At 48.5% G+C, this 26,053-nt stretch carries 21 protein-coding genes, 1 tRNA gene and 1 pseudogene; 10 read left to right on the top strand and 13 right to left on the bottom strand.

Going from position 1 to position 26,053, the window contains the following annotated elements:
- Positions 1-30 precede the first annotated feature (30 nt).
- From K2G43_RS05450 to fabD, 5 genes are all read right to left on the bottom strand, one after another.
- Complete coding sequence (locus K2G43_RS05450; protein ID WP_300153392.1) at positions 31-1,728, bottom strand: alpha-amylase family protein; 1,698 nt, start codon at positions 1,726-1,728, stop codon at positions 31-33.
- A 33-nt stretch (positions 1,729-1,761) separates the two neighbouring features.
- Positions 1,762-2,571, bottom strand: a complete 810-nt coding sequence (locus K2G43_RS05445; RefSeq protein ID WP_300153390.1) for a patatin-like phospholipase family protein — start codon at positions 2,569-2,571, stop codon at positions 1,762-1,764.
- A complete protein-coding gene (locus K2G43_RS05440) occupies positions 2,568-3,689 on the bottom strand; it encodes a DUF362 domain-containing protein (protein WP_300153388.1) in 1,122 nt (373 codons plus the stop codon). The genes K2G43_RS05445 and K2G43_RS05440 overlap by 4 nt, the downstream gene beginning before the upstream one ends.
- Positions 3,690-3,761: 72 nt before the next feature.
- The gene (locus K2G43_RS05435) at positions 3,762-3,899 is read right to left on the bottom strand and encodes a bifunctional hydroxymethylpyrimidine kinase/phosphomethylpyrimidine kinase (protein WP_300153426.1); all 138 of its coding nucleotides are present in this window, start codon (positions 3,897-3,899) and stop codon (positions 3,762-3,764) included.
- 269 nt (positions 3,900-4,168) lie between these two features.
- Positions 4,169-5,056: an ACP S-malonyltransferase gene (gene fabD, locus K2G43_RS05430; RefSeq protein WP_300153386.1), complete on the bottom strand. Its 888-nt coding sequence runs from the start codon at positions 5,054-5,056 to the stop codon at positions 4,169-4,171.
- Between the two features lie 928 nt (positions 5,057-5,984).
- Between fabD and K2G43_RS05425 the strand changes: the two genes are divergently transcribed.
- From K2G43_RS05425 to K2G43_RS05385, 9 genes are all read left to right on the top strand, one after another.
- Entirely contained in the window at positions 5,985-6,716 is a 732-nt protein-coding gene (locus tag K2G43_RS05425) for an NUDIX domain-containing protein (protein WP_300153384.1), read from the top strand.
- Positions 6,717-6,827: 111 nt separating this feature from the next.
- On the top strand, positions 6,828-8,321 hold the full coding sequence (locus K2G43_RS05420; protein ID WP_300153382.1) for an FGGY-family carbohydrate kinase: 1,494 nt from the start codon (positions 6,828-6,830) through the stop codon (positions 8,319-8,321).
- Between the two features lie 149 nt (positions 8,322-8,470).
- Positions 8,471-9,787, top strand: coding sequence for a xylose isomerase (gene xylA, locus K2G43_RS05415; protein ID WP_300153380.1), 1,317 nt, complete (start codon positions 8,471-8,473; stop codon positions 9,785-9,787).
- A gap of 99 nt (positions 9,788-9,886) precedes the next feature.
- Entirely contained in the window at positions 9,887-11,368 is a 1,482-nt protein-coding gene (xylE, locus tag K2G43_RS05410; RefSeq protein WP_297644818.1) for a D-xylose transporter XylE, read from the top strand.
- A gap of 341 nt (positions 11,369-11,709) precedes the next feature.
- Entirely contained in the window at positions 11,710-15,198 is a 3,489-nt protein-coding gene (gene ileS, locus K2G43_RS05405) for an isoleucine--tRNA ligase (protein ID WP_300153378.1), read from the top strand.
- Positions 15,199-15,244: 46 nt separating this feature from the next.
- Positions 15,245-15,625: a TraR/DksA C4-type zinc finger protein gene (locus K2G43_RS05400; RefSeq protein ID WP_297643039.1), complete on the top strand. Its 381-nt coding sequence runs from the start codon at positions 15,245-15,247 to the stop codon at positions 15,623-15,625.
- Positions 15,626-15,627: 2 nt separating this feature from the next.
- Complete coding sequence (locus K2G43_RS05395) at positions 15,628-16,260, top strand: lipoprotein signal peptidase (protein ID WP_300153376.1); 633 nt, start codon at positions 15,628-15,630, stop codon at positions 16,258-16,260.
- A complete protein-coding gene (locus K2G43_RS05390) occupies positions 16,257-17,234 on the top strand; it encodes a DUF4296 domain-containing protein (RefSeq protein WP_300153374.1) in 978 nt (325 codons plus the stop codon). Before K2G43_RS05395 ends, K2G43_RS05390 begins: the two co-directional genes overlap by 4 nt.
- Positions 17,231-17,557, top strand: a complete 327-nt coding sequence (locus tag K2G43_RS05385; protein ID WP_297643036.1) for a hypothetical protein — start codon at positions 17,231-17,233, stop codon at positions 17,555-17,557. The genes K2G43_RS05390 and K2G43_RS05385 overlap by 4 nt, the downstream gene beginning before the upstream one ends.
- On the opposite strand, the gene K2G43_RS05380 is transcribed toward K2G43_RS05385, so the two are convergent.
- A complete protein-coding gene (locus K2G43_RS05380) occupies positions 17,508-18,269 on the bottom strand; it encodes an RNA methyltransferase (RefSeq protein WP_297643035.1) in 762 nt (253 codons plus the stop codon). The two genes, K2G43_RS05385 and K2G43_RS05380, sit on opposite strands and share 50 nt — an antisense overlap.
- A gap of 374 nt (positions 18,270-18,643) precedes the next feature.
- Here K2G43_RS05380 and K2G43_RS05375 point away from each other — a divergent pair, with 374 nt between their 5' ends.
- Positions 18,644-20,959, top strand: coding sequence for a BamA/TamA family outer membrane protein (locus K2G43_RS05375; protein WP_297643034.1), 2,316 nt, complete (start codon positions 18,644-18,646; stop codon positions 20,957-20,959).
- A gap of 83 nt (positions 20,960-21,042) precedes the next feature.
- On the opposite strand, the gene K2G43_RS05370 is transcribed toward K2G43_RS05375, so the two are convergent.
- The 7 genes and pseudogenes from K2G43_RS05370 to K2G43_RS05340 all read right to left on the bottom strand — a co-directional run.
- A complete protein-coding gene (locus K2G43_RS05370; RefSeq protein ID WP_297643033.1) occupies positions 21,043-21,600 on the bottom strand; it encodes a DUF3332 domain-containing protein in 558 nt (185 codons plus the stop codon).
- Positions 21,601-21,704: 104 nt separating this feature from the next.
- Positions 21,705-22,124, bottom strand: a complete 420-nt coding sequence (locus K2G43_RS05365) for a DUF1893 domain-containing protein (protein ID WP_297643031.1) — start codon at positions 22,122-22,124, stop codon at positions 21,705-21,707.
- Between the two features lies 1 nt (position 22,125).
- Positions 22,126-23,526: an aldo/keto reductase gene (locus K2G43_RS05360; RefSeq protein ID WP_297643029.1), complete on the bottom strand. Its 1,401-nt coding sequence runs from the start codon at positions 23,524-23,526 to the stop codon at positions 22,126-22,128.
- A 61-nt stretch (positions 23,527-23,587) separates the two neighbouring features.
- The gene (locus K2G43_RS05355; protein ID WP_300153369.1) at positions 23,588-25,087 is read right to left on the bottom strand and encodes a 4Fe-4S binding protein; all 1,500 of its coding nucleotides are present in this window, start codon (positions 25,085-25,087) and stop codon (positions 23,588-23,590) included.
- Positions 25,088-25,142: 55 nt separating this feature from the next.
- A complete protein-coding gene (locus tag K2G43_RS05350) occupies positions 25,143-25,700 on the bottom strand; it encodes an NAD(P)H-dependent oxidoreductase (protein ID WP_300153367.1) in 558 nt (185 codons plus the stop codon).
- A gap of 101 nt (positions 25,701-25,801) precedes the next feature.
- A tRNA-Lys gene (locus K2G43_RS05345) sits at positions 25,802-25,874 on the bottom strand.
- 89 nt (positions 25,875-25,963) lie between these two features.
- Positions 25,964-26,053, bottom strand: a pseudogene (locus tag K2G43_RS05340) (MBL fold metallo-hydrolase); the annotation flags it as partial.

The following is a 26,053-nucleotide window of genomic DNA, read 5'->3' as shown; positions in this document are numbered from 1 at the left end:
CTTCTGACTTCCGAGAGCCCTTTCCGATACTTACAACTTTATCTTCAGTATTTTGCCGCTATATCCTTCGATGGCTACATCGGTTGCCTTATAAGGAAGGAAACTGATTGTTTCTTTCTTTCCACTGAGCAAATCAGTTGCCAGATACTGCTCTATTTGTGGTATATGGAGGCAGTCGAAAGCGTGGGAAGGAATGTTGATGGCCAGGTTCACTGCTAAATGGTCGAAGTTTACGACGAACAATAACAGTTCATTCTCATGCTTACGCAAGAATGTATATTGTTTATGCTCGTTGAAACGCCAGCCGTTGGTGTTGGCATACATCAGGTCGAAGAAGGCACCTTGCGAAATGGCCTTTTCTTCGTTGCAGAGAGTTAGAATGCGTTGGTAGATGCTGTATAAGTGTTTTTGGGCATCTGTCAGCATCTTTCCGTCGAACTTGCCACCGTTGCGCCAACGGCGGATGGTGTCCACGCTCCAATAGTCGAAGATGGTGGTGCGTCCGTCGCGTCCGCTGAACCCTTCGCTGTCCATACCCAGCTCGCCGAATTCTTGTCCGAAATAAATCATCATCGGGTTGGTGTTCATACATGCCGATACAATCAGTGCGGGAATCGCCTTGCGCGGATTGCCGGCAAAGAAATCAGAAGCGATGCGCTGTTCGTCGTGGTTTTCAAGGAAGTTCAACATCCGTTTTTCGATGCCTCCCAGGTTTTGCCAACAGCGGGTGATGGCCGTTGCCGACTCATATCCGCAAGTCACGGCGCGCAGGGTGTCGTAAAGTCCTACTTTGTCATACAGGTAATCGAATTTGCCACGGAACAGGTAGTTCTTGTATTCTCCCGGATTATAGACTTCGGCGATGAAAATGATGGAAGGGTAGGCGGCTTTGACTTGCGGGATGGCCCATTCCCAAAATTCCACAGGAACCATTTCCGCCATGTCGCAGCGGAAACCGTCGATATCTTTTCCGGCCCAGAACATCAGGATGTCCAGCATCTTGTTCCAAGTATCGGGAATAGGGTCAAAGTGGCAACTTCCGCCGTTCTGGTAGTCCACTCCGTAATTCAGCTTGATAGTTTCATACCAGTCCATGATATTGGGATGGGCGTCAAAGCGGTTGTTTCCGGTCGCTTTTGCCGGAAACTCCTTATAGGGTTCGGTCGCTGCGCCTTTCATGTCGAACTGACCGTGCAGTTCTGCTTGCGGAATATAATAGAAGTTATTGTACGGGCTGAAGGAGCAAGCAGTGTCATCGTTGGCACCCAGTTGGATTGTTCCGTCCGGCTGTGCGTCCGAATGGTATTGGCGTGCCACATGGTTGGGCACAAAATCGATGATGACTTTCAATCCGCTGCGATGGGTGCGTTGCACCAGATGCTCGAATTCCTTGATACGTTCGGGTACGTCTTTGGCAAGGTCGGGGTCCACGTCATAGTAATCTTTGATGGCGTATGGCGAACCGGCCTTTCCCTTCACCATGGCAGGATGGTCGGGACGGATATTGTGGCGGCGGTAGTCGGTTTGTGTGGCATGCTCGATGATGCCGGTGTACCAGATGTGGGTGGTACCGAGTTTCTTGATTTCTGCCAAAGCTTTGGCGGTGAAGTCGGCCATTTTGCCGCATCCGTTTTCCGTGATGCTGCCGTTGTTGATACAGTGATTGTTGTTGTTTCCGAATAAACGGGTGAACACTTGATAGACAATCAGTTTGTTTTCGTTGTTCATACTATTCTGTTTTTCAATGTTATCAAATAATTATTATTCTTTCCAGACGTTCCCTCTGCTGATAATCAACCGTTCCAAAATGTCATTGGCCGTCTGGTATCCTTGCATGAATATCTCTTCCGCCTTTTCCAGTTCCGTATTGCTGTAGCCTTCCAGGTTGTATGGCTCTATCAGCAAATCCGCCTTTTCACGTTCCGGAACGGAGTTGGAGCGGAACATGAAATTGTAGGAACGCAACGCGATGCTGAAAATGTTCTTTTTATATTGGGTAGCCATCAGGGGGCTGACGTTTACGGCTACCACCTTCTCGCAGATGCAGCGCAGGGTGGTGACCGGCAGGTTCATAAACAATCCACCGTCCACGTAATTGGTTCCGTTGATGTTGACCGGAGCGAACATCACCGGCATACAGCAGGAGGCCGCCACCCGTTCGGCAATCTCCCCTTTATGAAAGTGCACAGAAAGTCCGTGGTCCAGATCCGTGGCCGTGACGATTAGGGGAATTTGCAACTCTTCCAGTCTTTTGGCTTTCAGATTGCTTTTCAGGAACTCGATAAATTCGCTCAGTTCAAACAAGCCGACTTTGGGGATTACTAATTTGGTTAAATCCTGAAACTTGTGTCCGGCAAAGAAATCGAGTACTTTGTACGGTTCGTTGCCGTCTGCATAGAACACGCCCGCCAAGGCACCGGCACTGACTCCGGAAAGGATGTCCGGTTGGATATCGTGCTCCAGCAAGGATTGTAGGACACCCAAGTGGGCGAAGCCTTTGATGAATCCGCCGCTTAGGGCAAAGCCTATCGGATATTTTTGGGCGAACCAATTGTCCGTTATAACTTTCATACCTTTATCAATTCATACTCCATCGTTCCCACTCCTATTTTTTCGGCATGTCGCAATCCGGCAAGCCAATCCGTATCGGGATGTATCAGGTGGAACTTGTCACAACCGCAAAGATCCTCATGTTCGTGCTTTTGGGCAAGCACATTGTTACCGTGTAATACGGGAGCCTGAATCACCATGTCTGCGCAAGCCTTGTCCAAGGCCACAGGGTCTGCTGAGGCCAGCATGCCGAGGTCGGGAATGATGGCGGCATCATTGTGGTTCCAGCAGTCGCATTCGGGTGATACGTTCATGATAAAACTGATGTGGAAGTGCGGTTTGTCTTTCAGTACGGCGGCTGTATATTCCGCAATTTTATAATTCAGCCGTTCGGATGTATCCCAATCGCTCACTACGGCGGCATCATGCTGGCACAAAGCCACGCACTGCCCGCATCCTACACATTTCGCATAGTCTATTTCCGCTTTGCGTCCGGCGTTCAGGTGTATGGCATCGTGGGCACAATGTTTCACGCAGATATTGCATCCGATACAATTTTCAGTGGCAATCTTGGGCTGTGAGGCCGCATGTAGTTCCAGTTTTCCGCCTACACTGGCACAACCCATGCCGAGGTTCTTCAACGCACCGCCGAATCCTGCCTGTTCGTGCCCTTTGAAGTGGTTCATGCTGATGATGACATCGGCATCGGCAATGGCCGTACCGATTTTGGGAGCGGAACAATACTCACCGTTCAAGGGAATCTCTTTGTAATCAGTTCCTTTCAGCCCGTCGCCGATAATCACCTGGCATTGCGCCGATATGGGGTTGAACCCATTTTCCATGGCACTCTGCAAATGGTCCACTGCATTGGAGCGCCGACCGGAATAAAGGGTGTTACAATCGGTCAGAAACGGTTTGGCTCCTAAGCTGCGGAGCAGGTTTGCCATACGTGCCGCATAGTTAGGACGCAGGTAGGCAAGGTTTCCCGGTTCGCCAAAATGAATCTTGATGGCGGCAAAGCTGTCCTTTAAGGGAAGTTGCCCGATACCTGCCCGTTTCAGCAGGCGCTCCATTTTATCCAGTAGATTGGATGTGGGGGAAGTACGCAAGTCTGCGTAATATACTTTTGCCTTTTCCATGTGTTCTTATTCTTTTCTACATATATAATCTCTGCAAAAATAGCAGATTATTTCTATATAAAAAAGTTATGGCTAAGGGAAATGCCACAAAGATCCGTTGCCATGTCCGATGTGTATCTGTTTCCCTTGACGTATCGCTGCGACAATATATTCTTTTGCCTTGCCGACCGCTTCGTCGAGCCAGTCTTCATCAGCTAAGAAGGTGGTTATGGCGGAAGAGCGCGTACATTCCGTGCCATCTACTACAATGTCATTGTCTTTACGTGGACAAGGATAAGAATTATGGATGAGAAAAGTAGGGGTAAACGTGGTTTTTTGTATAAAAAGAGGAATGTATCAAAATGAAAAGGGATTAGCATAATGATATAATTTAGGCACAGATTTCATAGACTACACGGATTCATCAAAAAAGACCCATGTATTTTGTGTGATCTGTGCCTAAAAGAAAACAAGAGGCGCATTTTAACGCCCTTGTATGCTTATGCTATGCCGTGAGCAACGACACTGCTGTCTATTTTCTTAATCAATCCTTGCAACACTGCACCCGGACCGCATTCCGTGAAGTCGGTAGCGCCGTCGGCCACCATGTTCTTTACGGTTTGTGTCCAACATACCGAAGCGGTCAGCTGTGCCACCAGATTTTGTTTGATTTCCGCCGGGTCGGTGTGGGGCAGTGCGTCCACGTTTTGATATACTGGGCACTTCGGAGTGTGGAATTCCGTAGCGTTGATGGCGGCTTCCAGTTCTACTTTGGCAGGATCCATCAGCGGAGAGTGGAAAGCGCCGCCTACCTTCAAGGGCAATGCACGCTTCGCGCCTGCGGCTTTCATCTGCTCGCAAGCCTTATTGATGCCTTCGATGGAACCGGAGATGACGATTTGTCCCGGGCAGTTGTAGTTGGCTGCTACGCAGACTTCGCCTTCGATGCTCACCTGTGCGCAGATTTCTTCTACCTTTTCGTCCGGCAGGGCGATGATGGCTGCCATGGTGGAAGGCTGCGCTTCGCAAGCTTTCTGCATGGCCATGGCACGGGCATATACCAGCTTCAGGCCGTCTTCAAAGCTCAATGCACCGGCGGCAACCAATGCGGAGAACTCTCCCAGCGAGTGTCCGGCAGTCATTTCGGGCTTGAACTCATCGCCCATGCAGAGAGCGGAAATGACGGAATGAAGGAATACGGCAGGTTGGGTGACCTTCGTCTGGCGGAGGTCTTCGTCCGTGCCGTTGAACATAATATCGGTGATGCGATATCCAAGGATATCATTCGCTTTTTCAAAAAGTTCTTTGGCTAAAGCCGAGTTTTCGTACAGGTCTTTTCCCATACCCACGAATTGGGCGCCTTGACCCGGAAATACAAATGCTTTCATTTCTTGCTTGTTTTTGAAATTTATAATAAAAAAGTGCTGCAAAGGTAGGGATTTTTCTGATAATCACCGCACAAAAGTGCGTTTTTTGTGCAATCTCTTCATGGTTCTTCATGGTTAAAGGAGCTTTTATTTCATTTCTTCGGTTCCTCTAAAAGAGATCGAAAATCATAAATGTTTACACTCGAAATTCCTCTTCCGGAAATTCCGTCACCTTCGGCGCTTTCCGTCCGCGTCTTATCCGGCTCTTTTCTGCTTCGTAGTTTCTTCGGTGTTTCTTCGGACGTTCTTCGGACATTCTTCGGTCCTAGGGAGTGGAGTTTGTCCGAAGAACGTCCGAAGCCGAATAGGCCCTGGTAGGGGTAGGATAGGATGTAGATAGGAAGAACTGCGGAGAGGAGGGAAAAGGACGCCTTTTTCATCGGAACAAGCCGACTGCGAAAAGAGGATGGGAAAATATTTGACATTCAGGCGGTGGATCGCACGAATTTCACGAATAGGACAAAGAGAAAACGGTGAAATCCGTGCCTGAAAGAAAACATAACGGAAGTTCTCGAGTGCTCTGGAGAGGGTGGAGGCCAACGGGCGGAGTGGTAGAGGGCACTACGCAGAGAAAACGATTTTTTATGAGGTGTTCTGTCGAAAGTCTTGTGATACAATATGTGCCTTGCCTCTGTACGCTCTGCCCAAATACAGAAATACTTGTGAATGAAGTGGTTTTTGCGAATGATGGAAGCTGTTGTCAGCCTCTTTCTTCTTTTTTGAAAATACATATTGTATTAGATACGATAACATATTAAATGATATTGTAAAAAGTAAGATATGTATTTGTTTGAAAAATAATGTTTTATAAAATAGTAAAAATCTTATTTTGTGTATGGTAGTTTGAAAAATACTCTTTATATTTGCAGCGATTCAATACAAGTGTACCATGCAAAACATAAAATCGAAAATGCCGTTGGCGAACAATCATATCTCCGTGGATTGCGTTGTAATCGGATTTGACGGAGAGCAATTGAGGGTGTTGCTTATCAAACGTGTCGGCGAGGAGGAGGGAGAGGTCTTCCACGACATGAAACTTCCGGGAAGTCTGATTTACATGGACGAGGACCTGGATGAAGCGGCCAAGCGTGTGTTGAATGAATTGACGGGGTTGAAGAACGTCAGGCTGATGCAATTCAAGGCATTCGGCTCGAAAGACCGCACGAAGAACCCCAAAGATGTACATTGGTTGGAACGTGCCATGCAGTCCAAAGTGGAGCGTATCGTAACTATCGCCTATCTTTCTCTGGTAAAAATAGACCGTGCGTTGAACCGTGGCTTGGAAGACTATCAGGCAGAATGGGTGGCTATGCCGGATATAAAGGATTTGGCTTTCGACCACAACCTGATTATCAAGGAGGCCATTGCCTATGTGCGTCAATATGTAGAGTTCAATCCTTCTGCTTTGTTCGATCTGTTGCCACGCAAGTTCACTGCCTCCCAACTTCGTACCCTTTATGAGCTGGTGTATGATAAACAATACGATGTCCGCAATTTCCATAAGAAAATCGCCTTGATGGAATATGTGGTTCCGATGGAGGAGAAGCAGCAGGGTGTGGCCCACCGGGCAGCACGCTACTACCGCTTCGACAAGAAAATATACAATAAGATAAGACGGTGAGAAGATTTATGATTTCAGATTTATGATTTATGAATTCCGTGTAAGAGGAATCGTGCTGAAATCTGAAATCTAAAATCTAAAACTATAAATCTAAAATCATAAATCATAAACATGTATCTATTAGGCTATGACATTGGTAGCTCGTCTGTAAAAGCGAGTCTGGTAAACGCGGAAAGCGGCAAGTGCGTGTCTTCCGCATTCTTCCCCAAAACGGAGGCGGAAATCATTGCTGTGAAAGCCGGATGGGCGGAACAGAAGCCCGAAATGTGGTGGGAGAACCTGAAACTTGCCACGCAGGCTGTGCTGGGTGAGTCGAGGGTAACCCCGGAAGATATCAAGGCTATCGGCATCTCTTACCAGATGCACGGGTTGGTGTGTGTGGACAAGCGGCAGCAAGTATTGCGTCCTGCCATTATTTGGTGTGACTCGCGTGCCGTTCCTTACGGTCAAAAAGCGTTTGAAACGCTGGGAGAGGAAAGGTGCCTTTCCCATTTGTTGAACTCACCGGGTAACTTCACGGCTTCCAAGCTGGCTTGGATAAAGGAAAATGAACCGGATGTTTACGAGAAGATAGACAAGATTATGCTGCCGGGCGACTACATTGCGATGAAGCTCAGCGGAACTATCTGCACCACTGTTTCCGGTTTGTCGGAAGGCATGTTCTGGGACTTCAAGAACAAATGTGTTGCCGACTTCCTGATGCAACACTACGGGTTTGACTCTACGCTGATAGCCGATATCAAGCCCACCTTCTCCGAACAGGGGTGCGTCAATGCCGCCGCTGCCCGGGAATTGGGACTGAAAGAAGGGACTCCCATTACCTACCGTGCTGGCGATCAGCCCAACAATGCCCTTTCCTTGAATGTGTTCAATCCCGGTGAGATAGCTTCCACGGCGGGTACATCGGGTGTGGTGTATGGCGTGAATGGAGAGGAAAACTACGACTTGAAGTCGCGCGTCAACACCTTTGCGCACGTCAATTATACGGCGGAACAGACCCGTTTGGGCGTTCTGCTGTGCATCAACGGCACAGGCATCCTTAATTCGTGGGTGAAACGTACGGTGGCTCCCGAAGGCATTTCGTACAACGATATGAACCTGCTGGCCGCACAGGCCCCCATTGGCAGTGCGGGTATCAGCATCCTGCCTTTCGGCAACGGTGCCGAGCGTATGTTGGAGAACCGTGAGATAGGCTGTTCCATCCACGGCGTTAACTTCAACCAGCACGGCAAGCAGCATATCATTCGTGCCGCACAGGAAGGCATTGTCTTTTCCTTCAAATATGGCATCGATATTATGGAGCAGATGGGCATTCCCGTGCAGAAAATCCATGCGGGCAGGGCTAATATGTTCCTTAGTCCGCTGTTCCGCGAGACACTGGCAGGTGTGACGGGAGCTGTCATCGAGTTATACGATACCGATGGCTCTGTCGGAGCCGCCAAGGGTGCCGGAATCGGCGCGGGTATATACAAAGACAACAACGAAGCTTTCGCCACGCTCGAGAAACTGGAGGTGATAGAGCCGAAAGCATCAGACCGTCAGGCGTATATCGACGCGTATGCACGTTGGAAGGAGAGGTTGATGTGCCAATGCGCCAATATCTAATGTGCTAATTGCCTGCGGCATGAGATATGATAATTGAATGTAATAATAAGATAATTAATTAACCCCTGTGAGAAATGTGTCCGTCTAATTTGCATATTGGCACATTAGCCAGTTGACGCATCTCTCACATTAATACATTAAAAAAAATTATGGCAACAAAAGAGTATTTTCCCGGAATAGGAAAAATTGCATTTGAAGGAAAAGAAAGCAAGAACCCGATGGCATTCCGTTATTACGATGCGGAGAAGGTGATTATGGGTAAGAAGATGAAAGATTGGTTGAAATTCGCTATGGCATGGTGGCATACACTCTGTGCGGAAGGTGGCGACCAATTCGGTGGAGGCACTAAGAACTTCCCGTGGAACGGTGATGCCGACAAGGTTCAGGCGGCCAAGAACAAGATGGATGCCGGCTTTGAGTTCATGCAGAAGATGGGCATTGAATACTACTGTTTCCACGACGTGGACCTTTGCACCGAGGCGGATGCAATCGAAGAATATGAAGCCAACCTGAAGGAAATCGTTGCCTACGCCAAGCAGAAACAGGCGGAGACCGGTATCAAATTGTTGTGGGGCACTGCCAATGTATTCAGCCATGCACGCTATATGAACGGTGCCGCTACCAATCCCGACTTTGATGTCGTAGCCCGTGCCGCCGTACAAATTAAGAACGCCATTGACGCGACCATCGAATTGGGAGGTCAGAACTATGTGTTCTGGGGCGGGCGTGAAGGCTATATGTCTTTGCTGAACACCGACCAGAAGCGTGAGAAGGAACACCTGGCGCAGATGCTGACGATGGCACGCGACTATGCCCGCGCCAAAGGTTTTACGGGTACCTTCCTGATTGAACCGAAGCCGATGGAGCCTACCAAACACCAATATGACGTGGATACCGAAACCGTCATCGGCTTCCTGAAAGCGCATGGATTGGAGAAGGATTTCAAGGTGAACATCGAGGTGAACCACGCCACTTTGGCAGGCCATACGTTTGAACACGAACTGGCTGTAGCCGTTGACAACGGCATGCTGGGTTCTATCGATGCCAATCGTGGTGACTACCAGAACGGCTGGGATACCGACCAGTTTCCTATCGACAACTACGAGCTGACACAAGCCATGATGCAAATCATCCGTAACGGCGGTTTCGGCAACGGCGGCACGAATTTCGATGCCAAGACCCGTCGTAATTCCACCGATCTGGAGGATATCTTCATTGCCCACATCGCCGGTATGGATGCCATGGCACGTGCCCTTGAAAGTGCTGCCAGACTGCTCGAAGAGTCTCCATACAAGAAGATGCTTGCCGACCGCTATGCCTCTTTCGATTCCGGTAAAGGCAAGGAATTTGAAGAAGGCAAGCTGACGTTGGAAGAGGTGGTTGCATACGCCAAGGCCAACGGTGAGCCCAAACAGACCAGTGGCAAGCAGGAGCTGTATGAGGCAATCGTAAACATGTATTGTTAATTGTTGTGGAATGAGGGCGTGGCGGAGCTGATTTTTCAGACACACGCCCTTTCCATTTCTCAACTTCCCATTTCTCATTTTCAAATTTCCATTCATATCATGAATTATACAGAAAAAGGCAGCAAAGCCTATCTTTTCTCCATTGTACTGATTGCCGTCATTGGCGGTTTGTTGTTCGGTTATGACACTGCGGTCATTTCCGGTGCCGAGAAGGGACTCCAGGCGTTTTTTATGGGAGCCGGTTTTGACTATACGGATACAATGCACGGAATCACCTCGTCCAGTGCCTTGATTGGGTGCATATTGGGTAGTGCGCTTTCCGGTTTCTTCGCCTCCAACCTCGGTCGTAAAAAGTCTCTTTTTGTGGCCGGGTTGTTGTTCTTCTTGTCGGCTCTTGGCTCATACAATCCCGAGTTCTTGTTTTTTGAGCATGGGGTACCTTCCTATTCGTTGTTGGTTGTGTTCAATCTTTATCGCATATTGGGCGGTATTGGTGTCGGGCTGGCATCGGCCATCTGTCCGATGTATATTGCGGAAATAGCACCAAGCAACATTCGCGGAACACTGGTATCGTGGAACCAGTTTGCCATTATCTTCGGCCAATTGGTGGTTTATTTTGTCAACTTCCTTATTTTGGGTAGCCATGTCAACCCTGTTATCGATTTGGTGAATGGGGTCAATCAGATTATGAATCCCGACGCCGCTTCATGGACCATTGAGACCGGTTGGCGTTTGATGTTCGTCAGCGAGGCGGTTCCTGCGGGATTGTTCGCCCTGCTGGTGTTGTGCGTTCCCGAGACACCGCGCTACCTTGCCATGTGTGGTAAGGACGAGAAAGCGTTGGAAGTGTTGAGCCGTATCAACGGATTTGCCAAGGCCAGGGTTATCTTGTCCGAAATCAAGGCGACCTCCGAGGAGAAGAAGGAGAAGCTCTTCACTTACGGCTGGATGGTCATCTTCATCGGCATCATGCTGAGTGTGTTCCAGCAGGCGGTGGGCATCAATGCGGTGCTCTATTTCGCTCCGCGCATCTTCCATACGATGGGTATGGGCAATCCGATGGTGCAGACTGTCATTATGGGTGTCATCAACATCCTCTTTACGCTGTTGGCGGTATTTACGGTGGAGAAATGGGGACGTAAGCCTCTGCTTATATCCGGTTCCGTCGGCATGGCGATAGGAGCGTTCGGAGTGGCCCTTTGCAACCTGGTGCCCGGGCTTCCACCTATCATGGCGGTTGTCAGCATCATGGTATATAGTGCTTCGTTCATGTTCAGCTGGGGACCGATATGCTGGGTGCTGATTGCTGAAATCTTTCCGAACACCATCCGTGGTGCGGCTGTGGCCATTGCAGTGGCCTTCCAGTGGATTTTCAATTTCATTGTGTCGTCCACTTTCGTGCCGATGTATAATATGCGTCTGGGCGAAATGGGGGATAAGTTCGGTCACATGTTCGCATACGCCCTCTACGGTGTTATCTGTGTGATTGCGGCTCTTTTCGTTTGGAAACTCGTTCCCGAAACCAAAGGAAAGACGTTGGAAGATATGACGAAACTTTGGAAAGAGAGGGGCAATAAGTAATTGGGGGAGTTGAAGGCAGGTTGAATAGCTGCGCTTCACTGCCCGAAATGCCACACTTCCGGCTTTGCGAAGTGTGGCATTTCTTTTTCTGCATCTCTTAAATTGTACAAACAAATCGTTTGCAGATAGTAGAATAACTCCTATTAACTCTTACAACTCCCTTAAATGAATGAATCCGTGTGGCTTTATATAAAAAAAATCTGTGATAAAAACAAGCAACTTATAAGTTTTTTGTAAATTTGCACCCTTAAAATGGAAGGAGTGTCTCCAAAAGATGTTGAAACCTTTTTCGGAACCTCTCTTTTATAAATAATGTAAGTAGTTAAAATCTAAATAGCAAGATGGGTAAGAAGTTTGCCGAATATTCAAAATTTGACCTTTCGGAAGTAAACAAGAAAGTGTTGGAGAAGTGGGACGAAAACCAAGTTTTCGCCAAGAGTATGACAGAACGTGAAGGTTGTCCTTCTTTCGTGTTTTTTGAAGGACCTCCCTCGGCCAATGGTATGCCGGGTATTCATCACGTACTGGCTCGTTCCATCAAGGATATATTTTGCCGCTACAAAACGATGAAAGGCTTCCGGGTGAATCGCAAAGCCGGATGGGATACACATGGACTTCCGGTGGAACTGGGTGTGGAAAAAGCGCTCGGCATCACCAAGGAAGACATAGGCAAGACTATCTCTGTGGCTGATTACAATGCCGCCTGCCGCAAGGATGTCATGAAGTTCACCAAAGAGTGGGAAGATCTGACGCACAAGATGGGATATTGGGTAGATATGAAAGACCCCTATATCACTTACGACAATCGTTACATCGAAACTTTGTGGTGGCTGTTGAAGCAACTTCATAAGAAAGGACTCCTCTACAAAGGATATACCATTCAACCCTATTCTCCCGCAGCCGGTACGGGACTTAGCTCGCACGAGCTGAACCAGCCGGGTTGCTACCGTGATGTCAAAGACACCACCGTGGTAGGGCAATTCAAGATGAAGAACCCGAAGCCTGAAATGGCAGAGTGGGGTACACCGTACTTCCTTGCCTGGACCACTACTCCGTGGACGCTGCCCAGTAACACCGCACTCTGTGTAGGCCCGAAGATTGATTATGTGGCCGTACAGACCTACAACGGATATACCGGAGAAAAAATGACCGTTGTCTTGGCTAAGGCATTGCTTTATACCCATTTCAATAAGAAAGCGGAAGATATTGCGTTAGAGGACTACAAACCCGGAGATAAACTGATTCCATTTAAGGTGGTGGGTGAGTACAAAGGTCCCGATTTGGTGGGCATGGAGTATGAACAGCTCATCCCGTGGGTGAAACCGGTCGATGTGGACAACGATGGCAATTGGAGCGTCAGCACCAAAGGGTTCCGCGTCATTCCCGGCGATTATGTAACGACCGAAGACGGTACGGGTATCGTACATATCGCTCCTACGTTCGGTGCGGACGATGCGCAGGTGGCCCGTGCTGCCGGCATCCCGTCTCTGTTCATGATAAACAAAAGGGGCGAAACACGTCCGATGGTGGACCTCACCGGTAAGTTCTATCTGCTGGACGAACTGAATGAAGAGTTTGTGAAGGCATGTGTTGATGTCGATTTGTACAAGGAATATCAAGGCAAGTGGGTGAAGAATGCCTACGATCCGCAATTTACCGTTGATGGCAAATATGATGAAAAAGCCGCACAGACCGCCGAATCGCTGGATATTGAAATCTGCATGATGATGAAGGCCGGCAATCAGGCGTTCAAGATAGAGAAGCATGTACACAACTATCCGCACTGCTGGCGTACGGACAAACCGGTGTTGTACTATCCGCTCGACAGCTGGTTTATCCGCAGTACCGCCTGCAAGGAGCGCATGATGGAACTGAACAAGACCATCAACTGGAAACCGGAAAGTACCGGTACGGGACGTTTCGGCAAATGGCTGGAGAACCTGAACGACTGGAACCTGAGCCGTTCGCGCTATTGGGGTACTCCGCTTCCCATCTGGCGTACCGAAGACGGTAGCGAAGAGAAGTGCATCGAATCGGTGGAAGAGCTTTACAATGAAGTGGAGAAGTCGGTTGTCGCCGGACTGATGCAGTCCAATCCTTATAAGGAGAAAGGTTTCCAACCGGGAGTCTATACGCAAGAGAATTACGATAAAATAGATTTGCACCGTCCGTATGTGGACGATATCATCCTTGTTGCCAAGGACGGCCAGCCGATGAAGCGTGAAAGCGACCTGATTGACGTTTGGTTCGATTCGGGTTCTATGCCTTACGCCCAGATTCACTATCCGTTTGAGAACAAGGAGTTGCTGGACAGCCATCAGGTATATCCTGCCGACTTCATTGCCGAAGGTGTGGACCAGACCCGCGGTTGGTTCTTTACGTTGCATGCCATCGCTACGATGGTGTTCGACAGTGTATCGTACAAGGCTGTCATCTCCAATGGATTGGTGCTTGACAAGAACGGCAACAAAATGTCCAAGCGATTGGGCAATGCGGTGGATCCCTTCTCTACCATCGAGAAGTATGGTTCCGACCCCCTGCGTTGGTATATGATAACCAACTCCTCTCCGTGGGACAATCTGAAGTTCGATGTGGACGGGGTGGAAGAGGTGCGCCGCAAGTTCTTCGGAACGCTCTATAACACCTATTCATTCTTTGCCCTTTATGCCAATGTGGATGGCTTTGAATACAAGGAAGTCGATGTGCCGATGGCGGAACGTCCGGAGATAGACCGTTGGATTCTCTCTGTGCTGAACACATTGGTAAAAGACGTGGATACTTGCTATAACGAATATGAACCGACCAAAGCCGGCCGTCTGATTTCCGGTTTTGTGAACGATAATCTTTCCAATTGGTATGTTCGCCTGAACCGCAAACGTTTCTGGGGTGGCGGCATGACGCAAGACAAACTGTCTGCATTCCAAACGCTTTATACCTGTCTGGAAACCGTAGCCAAACTGATGGCACCCATTGCTCCGTTCTATGCCGATATGCTCTATTCCGATTTGATTGCGGCAACCGGACGCGACAACGTGGTGTCTGTACATCTTGCCAAGTTCCCCGAATATAAGGAAGAGGTGATAGACAAGAAGCTGGAAGCCCGTATGCAGATGGCACAAGATGTCACTTCCATGGTGTTGGCATTGCGTCGCAAGGTGAATATCAAAGTGCGTCAACCGCTTCAGTGCATCATGATTCCGGTAGTGGATGAAGAACAACGTGCCCACATCGAGGCGGTGAAGGCACTCATCATGAACGAGGTGAACGTCAAAGAAATCAAATTTGTGGATGGTGCTGCCGGCGTACTGGTGAAGAAGGTGAAGTGTGACTTCAAGAAACTGGGCCCGAAGTTTGGCAAACAGATGAAGGCTGTGGCCGCTGCCGTAGCGGGTATGTCGCAGGAGGCTATCGCCGAATTGGAAAAGAACGGTTCCTACGCTTTGCAGTTGGAAAGTGCGGAAGCCGTGATTGAGACCGCCGATGTGGAAATCTTCAGCGAGGACATTCCGGGATGGCTGGTTGCTAATGAAGGCAAACTGACGGTAGCGTTGGAAGTTACGGTAACGGAAGAGTTGCGTCGTGAAGGCATCGCCCGTGAACTGGTGAACCGTATTCAAAACATCCGCAAATCAAGCGGTTTTGAGATAACAGACAAAATAAACATTACGTTATCGAAAAATCCTCAAACAGATGATGCGGTGAATGAATATAAAGAGTATATTTGTAACCAAGTTTTGGGAACATCCCTGACGCTTGCCGACAATGTGGAAGACGGTACTCCATTGGAGTTTGACGATTTCACGCTGAACGTAAGTGTCGTGAGAGAATAAATTATTTTTATTATATAATACCAGTTGGTTAAAAACACGTAGAATTATGGCAGAGAAAACAAGATATTCAGATGCTGAACTGGAAGAGTTTCGTGCTATTATTATGGAAAAGTTAGAATTGGCGCAACGCGATTATGATTTGTTAAAAGCCAGTCTGACAGGTGCGGACGGTAACGATACGGACGATACATCGCCCACTTATAAAGTTTTGGAAGAGGGGGCGAATACGCTGTCGAAAGAGGAAACGACTCGTTTGGCGCAACGTCAGTTGAAGTTTATCCAGGGATTGCAGGCCGCTTTGGTTCGTATTGAGAACAAAACGTATGGCATCTGCCGCGAAACCGGTAAGCTGATTCCTGCCGAACGTCTGCGTGCGGTGCCTCACGCCACGTTGAGCATCGAAGCCAAAAATAATGGCAAAAGGTAAGCATGAAGAAATATTTCACGAAAGGCCGGATAGCCTTGCTGATTATCTTTTCGGTGTTGATTATAGACCAGGTCATCAAGATTTGGATTAAGACAAATATGTATTACCACGACCGCATTCACATTACGGATTGGTTCTACATTTTCTTTACCGAGAATAGCGGTATGGCTTTCGGCATGGAGATATTCTCCAAGTTGTTTCTGACCCTGTTCCGCATCATAGCGGTGGTGGTGATAGGATGGTTCCTGCATAAGTTTGTGAAGCAGAATATGCGGACTGGATTCATCGCATGTGTCTCATTGGTGCTGACCGGTGCTTTGGGAAACATCATCGATTGTGTGTTCTACGGGGTTGTGTTCAACGAAAGCACTTATTCGCAGATAGCGACATTCATGCCCGAAGGGGGAGGATATGCCCCGTGGTTCTACGGCAAGGTGGTGGATATGTTTTATTTTCCCATCATTGACACGAACTGGCCTACATGGATGCCGTTTGTCGGCGGAGAGCATTTCATCTTTTTCAGCCCGATATTCAACTTTGCCGATGCGGCAATCAGTTGTGGCATCATCGCTTTGTTTCTGTTCTACAGCAAAGACTTCAACGAAGCCTATTATGCCGCTATAAAGAAATCATGAAAGGAAGAAGACTTATTCAACGATATGGCACTTTCCTTTTGGCATTCTGCTTGACTGCCTGTCAGGTGAAAAGACCGAAGGTCGTCTTGCCGGATGCCAAAATGGAAAATGTGCTCTATGATTACCACATTGCAAAAGCGATGGGAGAGGAAGTGCCGTATAACGAAAGCTATAAGCGGGTGCTGTACGTTGAATCGGTTTTCAAGAAACATGGCATCACGCAAGCCGACTTTGACACCACGATGGCTTGGTACGCCCGCAACCCGGAGGTGCTCGCCAAAGTGTATGAAAAGGTAAACCAGAGGTTGAAAGTGGAACGGGACGGCATCAACCACCTGATTGCCTTGCGTGACAACAAGCCCGACGAATCGCTTCCCGGCGACAGCATTGACGTATGGATATGGCAACACATCTATCGTTTGACGGGTATGCCTTTGAACAATAGAATCACTTTCAAACTACCTTCCGACACGAACTTCCACGACCGTGACATCTTGCATTGGAGTGTGCGCTTCCGTTTCAATAGCGGAACGCCGGATAGCATCCACGCTCCGTTGATGGCGATGCAGATTCAGTATGAGAAAAATGATACTGTAATCGGTGCCTGCAAAAGGGTGTCAAGTGCAGGTATTGAGACAATCGGTCTGAATGCCGATACGTTGGGCAAAATCAAAGAAGTGCGTGGATTCATCTATTATCCGATGCAGCCCTCTTTACGCTCGTTGGTGGTGGACTCCATCTCTCTGATGCGCTACCATGCCACGGATAGTCTGGCGGTTGCTCCGAAAGATACACTTGGGCGAGCCGATGATTCTCTTCCCAAACAGGAAAAGGCGAAGCAGCCGATAGAACAGAAACCGATGGAAATAAAGGAAGTCGTAACTCCTGTTGCTCCCGGACGTGAAGGTGCACGGCCTCGTCCGCGACTGGAGAAGCTTGACAAAATCTCTTCCCAACCCCTTCAGAAGAGATGAAACGTTATGCCTCCCATTTCCTTTTTCTTCCGGAATATGGTTATCTGCGACGGCAGGTCGTAGAGACGGAAGAGGGGACGATTGTCCGCATTTTCCCACTTACGGAAGAGGTGGAAAATACCGAATGGCTGCCGGGTGTCATACTCCTGCTTCCCGCAGCAGATGCCGATATGCCGGAGTTCGGCAGACAGCAAAGCTTGCTGGAGGCGATGCCGCCGGAGGTAGAAGAAAAACTTTCCTCTTTCACTCCGGTCATTCTTTTCCCATTTGATTTTACAACAATGCGGCCTGTCGCCGGAACTCAGCGCAGACCACTGCGGTAGCGATGGCTACGTTCAAGGATTCGGAGGTCTCGCGGTCGGCGGGATAGTTCGGAATATAGAGTTTGCGGTTTATCAGTTGTTCCACCTCTTTTCCGATGCCATTTCCTTCGTTGCCCATCACAATCAGTCCGTGTGCGGACAAAGGTTGCCCATACATATTTTCTCCATCCAGGAAAGTGCCATAAACGGGAACATCTCCTAACGACTGAATCAAGGCGGGCAGGGGGGTGTAGTGCAACTTCACCCGTGCTATTCCACCCATAGTGGCTTGAATCGTTTTCGGATTATAGACATCCACGGTGTTGGGAGAACAGAAGATGTGCTCTATCCCGAACCAATCGGCCAGACGGATAATGGTTCCCAAGTTGCCGGGATCCTGCACATCATCTAAAGCCAGGCAAAGAGAACGGCTGATGACGGAGGCGTCCCATTCATCGTCCGGCTGTCTGAACACCGCCAATACTTGTTGAGGGGTTTTCTGCAGGCTGGCACGTGACAACTCCTCTTCCGAAACTTCGGTCACATCCTCCACGGGAAGGTGGTTGTTTCGGGAAAGCCATTCGGAGGTTGCCAACAGAAAGTTACAAGGGAAATGCCCCAACAAATCGCCGACCAGTTTAGGGCCTTCGGCCAAAAACACTTTATCGGATTTCCGGTTCTTTTTCAGTTCCAGCGAACGAATGTATTTGATGCGGTTCTTGCTTAATGCCATAATGTGATAGAGTAAATGTTATTCTCTGACAAAAGTACTCTTTTATTTCCGGATTACGCAAGTTCGGCGGGAGTTTGTTTGTTTCAAGAATGGCTTCTTTCGCAGGAAGGAGCTAAAGCCAATGCACTACAACATGCAGTTGTAGGAGTATTTGTCAAGACGCAAATAAGCCTGTTGACAGACACTTGTGTCCAACATGACAGACACTTGTGTTCAACGTGACAAACACAAGTGTTTGAGATGACAGACGCTTGTGTCTGTCAGGTAGGAGGATAATGCCCTCTCTTTTCCTGCGGAAATGTACGTAAACCGTTTCGCAAACGAAAAAATAGGACTATATTTGTGGCAAGTTTATGCGCAATCAATAATTCGGTATGAATAAAGGTTTCAGCTGTGCGGCACTTGCCGTCATCGTGCTTCTATTGACTTCCTGCTCTTCTACCAAATACGTGCCGGACGGTTCGTATTTGCTGGATGAGGTGCGCATACATACGGACAACAAAGAGGTGAAACCTTCCAACCTTTCCATCTACGTCCGTCAAAATCCCAATTCCAAATGGTTCAGTCTGATAAAGACGCAACTCTATGTATATAACTGGTCGGGACGCGACTCTACGCGTTGGATAAACCGCACGCTGCGCAGAATGGGAGATGCTCCTGTCATTTACAATGAGGAGGATACCGAACGTACCGGTGAGGAAATAGCCAAGGCTGTGCAGAATATGGGGTATATGGGAGCAAGGGTGACCCCCGTACGGAAAGTCAGGAAGAAGAAACTGAAGCTGACTTATGAGGTCACTACCGGAAAAGCCTACAAGGTGCGTACCTTGAAATACGACATTCCTGACGACAAGATAAAGGAGTATATGCGACAAGATTCCGCAGCTACCCTGCTGACAGAAGGTATGCCCTTTGATGTCAATGTGCTGGATGCGGAACGCCAACGGATTACGAACCATCTTTTGCAGAACGGGTATTACAAGTTCAACAAGGAGTACATTTCCTATACGGCAGACACCGTGCGGAATACTTATTGGGTTGACTTGACGTTGCATTTGTCGCCATACAGGCTGCACAACGGAGACGAGTTGCAACGACATCGTCAGTACACCATCAACAAGGTGAACTTCATTACCGACTATAACATGCTGCAATCATCTGCCTTAAATAGTATCGAGGTGAATGATTCCCTGCATTACAAAGGTTTCCCTATCTACTACAAAGACAAGCTGTACCTGCGCCCCAAAGTTCTGACGAGCAACCTGCGCATCACTCCCGGTAGCCTGTACAACGAGCAGGCCGTGCAGCGCACCTACTCCGGTTTTGGCCGTCTGCAGGTACTGAAATATACCAATATCCGTTTCTTTGAAGTGCAGCAGAACGACAGTGCCAAGCTGAATGCCTACGTTATGCTGACAAAAGGCAAGCATCAAGCCGTCTCTTTTGAAGTGGAAGGGACGAACTCAGCCGGTGACTTAGGTGCGGCGGCGGCCGTTTCGTTCCACAACCGCAATCTGTTCAGAGGCTCAGAGGCATTCATGTTCAAGTTGCGTGGGGCGTATGAGTCCGTATCGGGACTAAGCAACAACCTGAATCAGAACTATACGGAGTTGGGAGCGGAAGCTACCATTAACTTCCCGCGTTTCCTGTTCCCTTTCCTCTCCAACGATTTCAAACAAAAGATCAGAGCGACCACGGAATTCGGATTGCAGTACAACTACCAGATGCGTCCGGAGTTCACACGCATTGTGGCATCTGCCGGGTGGAGCTATAAGTGGGGAGTGCATCAGCAGCGCTCGCAACATCGCATCGATTTAATAGATGTCAACTATCTATATATGCCTTGGATAGATTCCGGCTTTAAGGAAGATTACTTGAATAAGGACGAGAACTATATCCTCCGCTATAACTACGAAGACCGTTTCATTGTCCGCACGGGATATAGCTACGTTTACAACAGTGCCGGAAGGGCGCTTATGAACAACTCATTGATGGGAAATTCTTATACCGTCCGCCTGAACTTTGAGTCGGCAGGCAATCTGCTATATGCGTTGGCCAGGATGGGCGGGATAGGCAAAAAGAACGATAACGGAGAATACACTCTGCTTAATATCCCTTTTGCGCAGTACCTCAAAGGGGATTTCGACTTTGCCAAGAACTGGATGATTGACAATCGCAATGCGATTGTCTTCCATTTCGGTGCAGGCGTTGCTGTGCCATACGGCAATGCTTCCATCATCCCTTTTGAGAAGCGTTACTTTTCCGGTGGGGCCAACAGTGTCCGCGGCTGGTCTGTCCGCAATTTGGGACCGGGCTCTTACGATGGAGACGGAAAGATTTTTCTGAACAAGACCGGAGATATCAAACTGGACGCCAACCTTGAGTACCGCACTCGTCTGTTCTGGAAGTTCAGAGGCGCTCTGTTTGTAGATGCGGGAAACATTTGGACCATACGGAACTACAAGGACCAACCGGGAGGCAAGTTCGAGTTCGGCAAATTCTACAAGCAGATTGCGGTGGCATACGGTTTGGGACTTCGTCTGGATTTGGACTTCTTTGTGCTTCGTTTTGATGGAGGTATGAAGGCCGTCAATCCCGTCTATGAAAAAGGAAAAGGCCGATATCCGATTATTCATCCGGATTTCGGCCGTGACTTTGCTTTCCACTTTGCAGTGGGATATCCGTTCTAAAATGAGAATTGAGAATTAAAAATTGAGAAATAAAAAAAATCTCAACTCCCAATTCTCAATTCTCAATTTTCAATTTTCAATTTTCAATTGATGAAGGCGTAGTAGCAATCAACCCCTGTTGCCTGACGTGCGGCAGCTACACCTTGTGCGTCTAGTGCAACGGTCATGTCTTCGCCGTTGGGAAGCGTCAGTTGAGCGGTGCCGTTGTTGTTCAGTTGCAACAATTCGGCGCTGGTTCCGTCTGCCACTACATTCCAAGTGTTCAGTTCCCGGTCGTAAATCAGCTCCATAGAAGCGGTTTCGCCTTCTTTGGTAATGGAATAGCCGTTTTCGAGTGTTTTCACCAGATAATTGCCGTTTTCGCCTTTCACTGTCTTCACATCGCCGATGCTTGCCAGCGGATTGGAACCGCTCCAAAATTCAATAGAGTTGATAACCAATGCGTCTGCCAAATAGCAAACTCCATATACAGGAATAATGTTGAGTGCTAAATAGACGAGTTCGTTGACAAATTTATTTCCAACATTTTGATTCCAGCTTACCAATTTGCCATGCAATCCGAAGGAGCCGATGCAAGAGCTGAAAAGAAATGCGCCGCAAATCATAACGGTTGCAGCCATCTGCAAATTAAATCTTCTCATAATTACTTTTTTTATGTGTTCAATGGTTTACACAAGACACGCTTGTTAAACAATGGCAAATATAAACCTTTTTATCAAAAGGTCTCTATTTTATGCTTAAAAATCTATTTCCTCAATCGCATTTTAATTACGAAATCTTGGATAACCGGATACATCTCTTCCGCAGACTTCAAATCGTGGCATGCCGTTTCCAGCGGACACCGGCCGCTTTTGTCACGGTTGATGATGTGGGGCACTTCTTGAGAGAAGGTAACTTCCACACCGGCTTCATGCAGCAGATTCGCTGCCGGAACGCTGATGACATCGGCATAAACAGCCTTGAATCCTCCCAGCACCATCATGGCTGCCGCCCCTTTTCCTATCACCTTGTCGGCAATGGAAGCTCCTTTCATGAAGCCGGGGTCTGTCTGATACAAGTCGTATAAGTCGGCAATTCCGCGTTGGCTGAAGGTGCGAATTTCCTCCCGGTTCTTCATCACGCAGGAGAACCCTCCCTTGTGAAGCAGGTCGATGATGGTTTCCATATTAAAGAGTTCCCTGTTTCAGTTGTTCCACAAACCGGTCGATGCGCTGCAACTCTTTGGGAATTTTAATCTTTTGCGGGCAATGGGAAGTGCATTGGTTGCATCCGATGCAGTGATCGGCCTGCCTCAGTTTGGGCACACTTCTGTCATAACCTACCAAAAATGCCCGGCGTGCTTTCCGGTAATTCTCATCCTGGCTGCTTTCGGATACATTGCCTTCGTTGACACATTTGTTATAGTGCGTCAGAATGGCAGGGATGTCAATGCCATACGGGCACGGCATACAATACTTGCATTGTGTGCAGGGAATTGTGGGGTACTCTTGCATCAAATCCGCCGTGCCATACAAAAATTGCGTTTCCTCCTCTGTCAGCGGGACGAGCGGTGAGTAGGTGCGCACGTTGTCTTGCAGGTGTTCCATATACGTCATGCCGCTCAATACGGTAAGCACCCCTTGCGGCGAACCTGCATAGCGGAATGCCCAAGACGCCACACTGTTCTCCGGTTCGCGTTGTTTCAGACGTGCCACCACGTGGTCGGGGACTTTGGAAAGACGGCCGCCAAGCAGCGGTTCCATGATGACAGCGGGAATGTTCCGTTTCGCCAGTTCATGATAGAGGTATTCTGCCTTGAAGTTGCCGCCGGAAGCGTGCTTCCAGTCCACATAGTTCAACTGAATCTGTACGAAATCCCAATGCACTTCGTTCCGGTCGTGCATCTGCAACGCATAATCATATACTTCGATGTCTCCGTGGAACGACCATCCCAAATGGCGGATGCGGCCTGCTTCACGTTCCTTGACCAGAAAATCAATCATGCCGTTGTCTATATAGCGCTTGCGGAATTGGCTCATTCCGCCGCCACCAATCATGTGCAGCAGGTAGTAGTCGATATAGTCCACCTGCAGGTCTTCAAGCGACTTGCGGTACATCGCAATGGAGTTTTCCCGGCTCCACGTATCAGGATGAAAATTGGAAAGTTTGGTCGCTATGTAGAACGATTGGCGCGGATGACGCTTCAAGGCTATTCCGGTGGATTTCTCGCTCCAGCCTTGCACATACACCGGGGAGGTGTCGAAGTAGTTCACGCCGTGGGCAATGGCATAGTCCACCAGTTCGTTGACAGCATCCTGGTCTATCATTTCTCCTTCGCCGTCTTTGGCGGGAATTGTGGGCCAGCGCATGCATCCATATCCTAAGATGGAGACTTTGTCATCTCCCAATTCCGGGAAACTGCGATAGGTCATCTTGTCTGTAAGAACAGGACCTGCTGTCTTGTTTTCTGCGCTGCCGCTTTCTTTCGAACCGCAGCCATAAAGGGCGGCGGTAGAGGTGGCTGCCGCAATACCTGCAATCTTCAGGAAATCGCGGCGGTTCATATTGTTCTGATGTTGCTCTTCCATTTTTTTTAATTGAAAATTGAGAATTGAAGATTGAGAATTACTTCCCAATAAATCATTAACATTAAATTATCCGATGTCTTTCGTGCCCTTCCACGTAGATAGCGCTGAACGGACGGGCCGGACAAAGATTCTCGCATGCGCCGCATCCGATGCAACGTTCCACGTTGACTACCGGAATCTTGACGGCATTCTCATCTTCGGGATTGCTCAATACCATCTGTATGGCTCCTGCGGGACAATGACGTGCGCAGTTGCCACACTCCACACCGTCCGTCAATGGGATGCAGTTCTTTTTCACCCATACGGCGTGTCCTATCTGAATGGACGATTTGTCCTCTTTGGTTATCGGCTTGATGGCTCCTGCGGGGCATACTTCCGAACATTTGGTACATTCCGGACGGCAATAACCGCGTTCGTAAGACATTTCCGGCTGCATCAGTTTCATCAAATCGGTGGAAGGGCGAAGCACCTGATTGGGACACACCGATACACAGAGTTGGCAAGCCGTGCAATGTTGCGCCATGTTGCGTGCGCTCAACGAGCCCGGAGGGGTGAGCGGAGTGCTACGTTTCGGTATTTGTTTGTCTTCGATGGCGGCAAGCCCACCGTCCACTTTCTTCTTCTGTGCCTTTGCGGCAGAAGCGGCAGCTACCAAAGCGGTTGCCGTAAAGAAACTGCGACGGGATTCGTTCACCGGTTCCGAACTGCTTTGGGGAGCGTCTGCCTTTTTCCGGAAGGGATGATATTGATAGGAAATGGCTCCATGTTTGCACTTGTCGATGCAGCTCATGCAGGCTACGCAGCGGCTCGCGTCAATCTGATGCTCTTTGGAATTGATGCAGGCAGCTTTGCAATTTCTGGCGCATACGCTACAATTGTTGCACTTCTCCGTATCTATCACGATGCGGAAAAGCGAGTAGCGCGAAAGAAATCCCAATACTGTGCCCACCGGACAAATCGTGTTGCAATAGGTGCGCCCGTTGCGCCCGGCAAGAATGGCAAGCATCACGAACGTGACGACGGCTATTATAAAAGTCGGCAGGCTTTTCAGCCATACTTCCGTTTCGTAGAAAGCATAGCTGTCCGCCCGTTCAGCCATAGATGCCAACAGGTTGTTTCCCCATTGCCACAACGGTTGGAACAGGTTGCCGGCAATACGTCCGTAGGCGCTATAAGGTGCGAGCAAGGCAGCCAAAGAACCTGCTCCGGCAACCAGAACAATGACAAACACTCCCAATACACCGTAGCGGAGCCAAGAGATTGCGGGAGAATAAGAGTAGGGGAGTTTCCGCCGTTTCTTAGGTCTCCGTCCCAACCAAGCCAGTATATCCTGAAATACGCCCAACGGGCAGATTACGGAACAATAGACACGTCCGAACACCAGTGTAAGGAGAACCAGGAACAAAATTACCCCTACGTTCAACGCCAACAGTGCCGGCAGGAACTGGATTTTAGCCATCCAACCGAACCATCCGTGTAGTGTCCCCGTGAAGTCGAGGAACAGCAGGGTGATGAGCACAAAGAAGATTGTAGCAAAAGCCAATCTGATTTTACGTAACATAATAGTTCTTTTTATTTAGTGTTTTTATAGTCAAATAGAATTGCAGGAGTTGTTTTCACCAGTCATTCCTGCATCCCTCTTTTTTAATCAACGCTTCGATTCTTCTTTTATAGCCGTTGGTCCCTTCGGCTATGTTTTTGTTTGCTTCCGCGGTTCCTATGCCATAGACAATGAAGGGTGTTTGCCACTTCATCCCGGCATGCATCGCACCTGCCTGATAGGGCCTTAACAATTCGTCCATGGTGAAGCCGTTTCGTCCGCCGCTTCGGTAAGCGTCGTGTTCAGAACCGGTGGTGGTGGCCACCAGCAATGTTTTGCCTGCTACGGCAGGAGTCTTAGCCAGTGAAATGAACACTTCATCCTGCCATCTTTTCAACAAAGAGGGGGCAGATGCCCAATAAAAGGGGAACTGGTACACAAGTGCCGATGCGTGTGAAATGATGTTGCTCCATGCCTCCACGTCGAAAGCTTCTTCCTCACGCATTTCGTATAGGTTGTAAACGGCTACCTCCTCCATATCGTCAATGGCTTCCATCAATGCTTTGTTGGCTTGTGATTCTTTTATATGGGGATGCGCCAGAAGAACTACTACCTGCCTTAAATTTTTGTTCATATTATTATTCTTTTTAATTGAAATCATTGATTGCGCACAAATGTAGTGAAATATAGGTATATAACAAAAAAGGAACAACATTTGTTGCTCCTTTTTGTTTGTACACCCTCAGGGATTCGAACCCTGGACCCACTGATTAAGAGTCAGTTGCTCTACCAACTGAGCTAAGAGTGCTTAATTCCTCGTTTGCGGTTGCAAAAGTAGGTCTTTTATTTTATTTGACCAAACAATTATGCAGCTTTTTTACTATCTTTTTTTCGTCTTTATTCGAACACATAAAGCTCGGAAGGCGTATTTCGCTTTAAAGCAAGCAGTTGCACATCTTTGCCTACAATAATACCTTTGTTCTTTAA

The organism is Bacteroides sp. (assembly GCF_029057325.1).
In the GTDB taxonomy this organism is placed as follows: domain Bacteria; phylum Bacteroidota; class Bacteroidia; order Bacteroidales; family Bacteroidaceae; genus Bacteroides.
The sequence above is the reverse complement of the archived record's forward strand: the minus strand, read 5'-3'. Positions and strand labels throughout refer to the sequence as shown.

What these genes read in the sequence shown, in the direction of transcription:
- K2G43_RS05450 (WP_300153392.1), bottom strand. Translation starts at nt 1,728, where the DNA reads ATGAACAACGAAAACAAACTGATTGTCTATCAAGTGTTCACCCGTTTA.
- K2G43_RS05445 (WP_300153390.1), bottom strand. Translation starts at nt 2,571, where the DNA reads ATGAAAGTTATAACGGACAATTGGTTCGCCCAAAAATATCCGATAGGC.
- K2G43_RS05440 (WP_300153388.1), bottom strand. Translation starts at nt 3,689, where the DNA reads ATGGAAAAGGCAAAAGTATATTACGCAGACTTGCGTACTTCCCCCACA.
- fabD (WP_300153386.1), bottom strand. Translation starts at nt 5,056, where the DNA reads ATGAAAGCATTTGTATTTCCGGGTCAAGGCGCCCAATTCGTGGGTATG.
- K2G43_RS05425 (WP_300153384.1), top strand. Translation starts at nt 5,985, where the DNA reads ATGCAAAACATAAAATCGAAAATGCCGTTGGCGAACAATCATATCTCC.
- K2G43_RS05420 (WP_300153382.1), top strand. Translation starts at nt 6,828, where the DNA reads ATGTATCTATTAGGCTATGACATTGGTAGCTCGTCTGTAAAAGCGAGT.
- xylA (WP_300153380.1), top strand. Translation starts at nt 8,471, where the DNA reads ATGGCAACAAAAGAGTATTTTCCCGGAATAGGAAAAATTGCATTTGAA.
- xylE (WP_297644818.1), top strand. Translation starts at nt 9,887, where the DNA reads ATGAATTATACAGAAAAAGGCAGCAAAGCCTATCTTTTCTCCATTGTA.
- ileS (WP_300153378.1), top strand. Translation starts at nt 11,710, where the DNA reads ATGGGTAAGAAGTTTGCCGAATATTCAAAATTTGACCTTTCGGAAGTA.
- K2G43_RS05400 (WP_297643039.1), top strand. Translation starts at nt 15,245, where the DNA reads ATGGCAGAGAAAACAAGATATTCAGATGCTGAACTGGAAGAGTTTCGT.
- K2G43_RS05395 (WP_300153376.1), top strand. Translation starts at nt 15,628, where the DNA reads ATGAAGAAATATTTCACGAAAGGCCGGATAGCCTTGCTGATTATCTTT.
- K2G43_RS05390 (WP_300153374.1), top strand. Translation starts at nt 16,257, where the DNA reads ATGAAAGGAAGAAGACTTATTCAACGATATGGCACTTTCCTTTTGGCA.
- K2G43_RS05385 (WP_297643036.1), top strand. Translation starts at nt 17,231, where the DNA reads ATGAAACGTTATGCCTCCCATTTCCTTTTTCTTCCGGAATATGGTTAT.
- K2G43_RS05380 (WP_297643035.1), bottom strand. Translation starts at nt 18,269, where the DNA reads ATGGCATTAAGCAAGAACCGCATCAAATACATTCGTTCGCTGGAACTG.
- K2G43_RS05375 (WP_297643034.1), top strand. Translation starts at nt 18,644, where the DNA reads ATGAATAAAGGTTTCAGCTGTGCGGCACTTGCCGTCATCGTGCTTCTA.
- K2G43_RS05370 (WP_297643033.1), bottom strand. Translation starts at nt 21,600, where the DNA reads ATGAGAAGATTTAATTTGCAGATGGCTGCAACCGTTATGATTTGCGGC.
- K2G43_RS05365 (WP_297643031.1), bottom strand. Translation starts at nt 22,124, where the DNA reads ATGGAAACCATCATCGACCTGCTTCACAAGGGAGGGTTCTCCTGCGTG.
- K2G43_RS05360 (WP_297643029.1), bottom strand. Translation starts at nt 23,526, where the DNA reads ATGGAAGAGCAACATCAGAACAATATGAACCGCCGCGATTTCCTGAAG.
- K2G43_RS05355 (WP_300153369.1), bottom strand. Translation starts at nt 25,087, where the DNA reads ATGTTACGTAAAATCAGATTGGCTTTTGCTACAATCTTCTTTGTGCTC.
- K2G43_RS05350 (WP_300153367.1), bottom strand. Translation starts at nt 25,700, where the DNA reads ATGAACAAAAATTTAAGGCAGGTAGTAGTTCTTCTGGCGCATCCCCAT.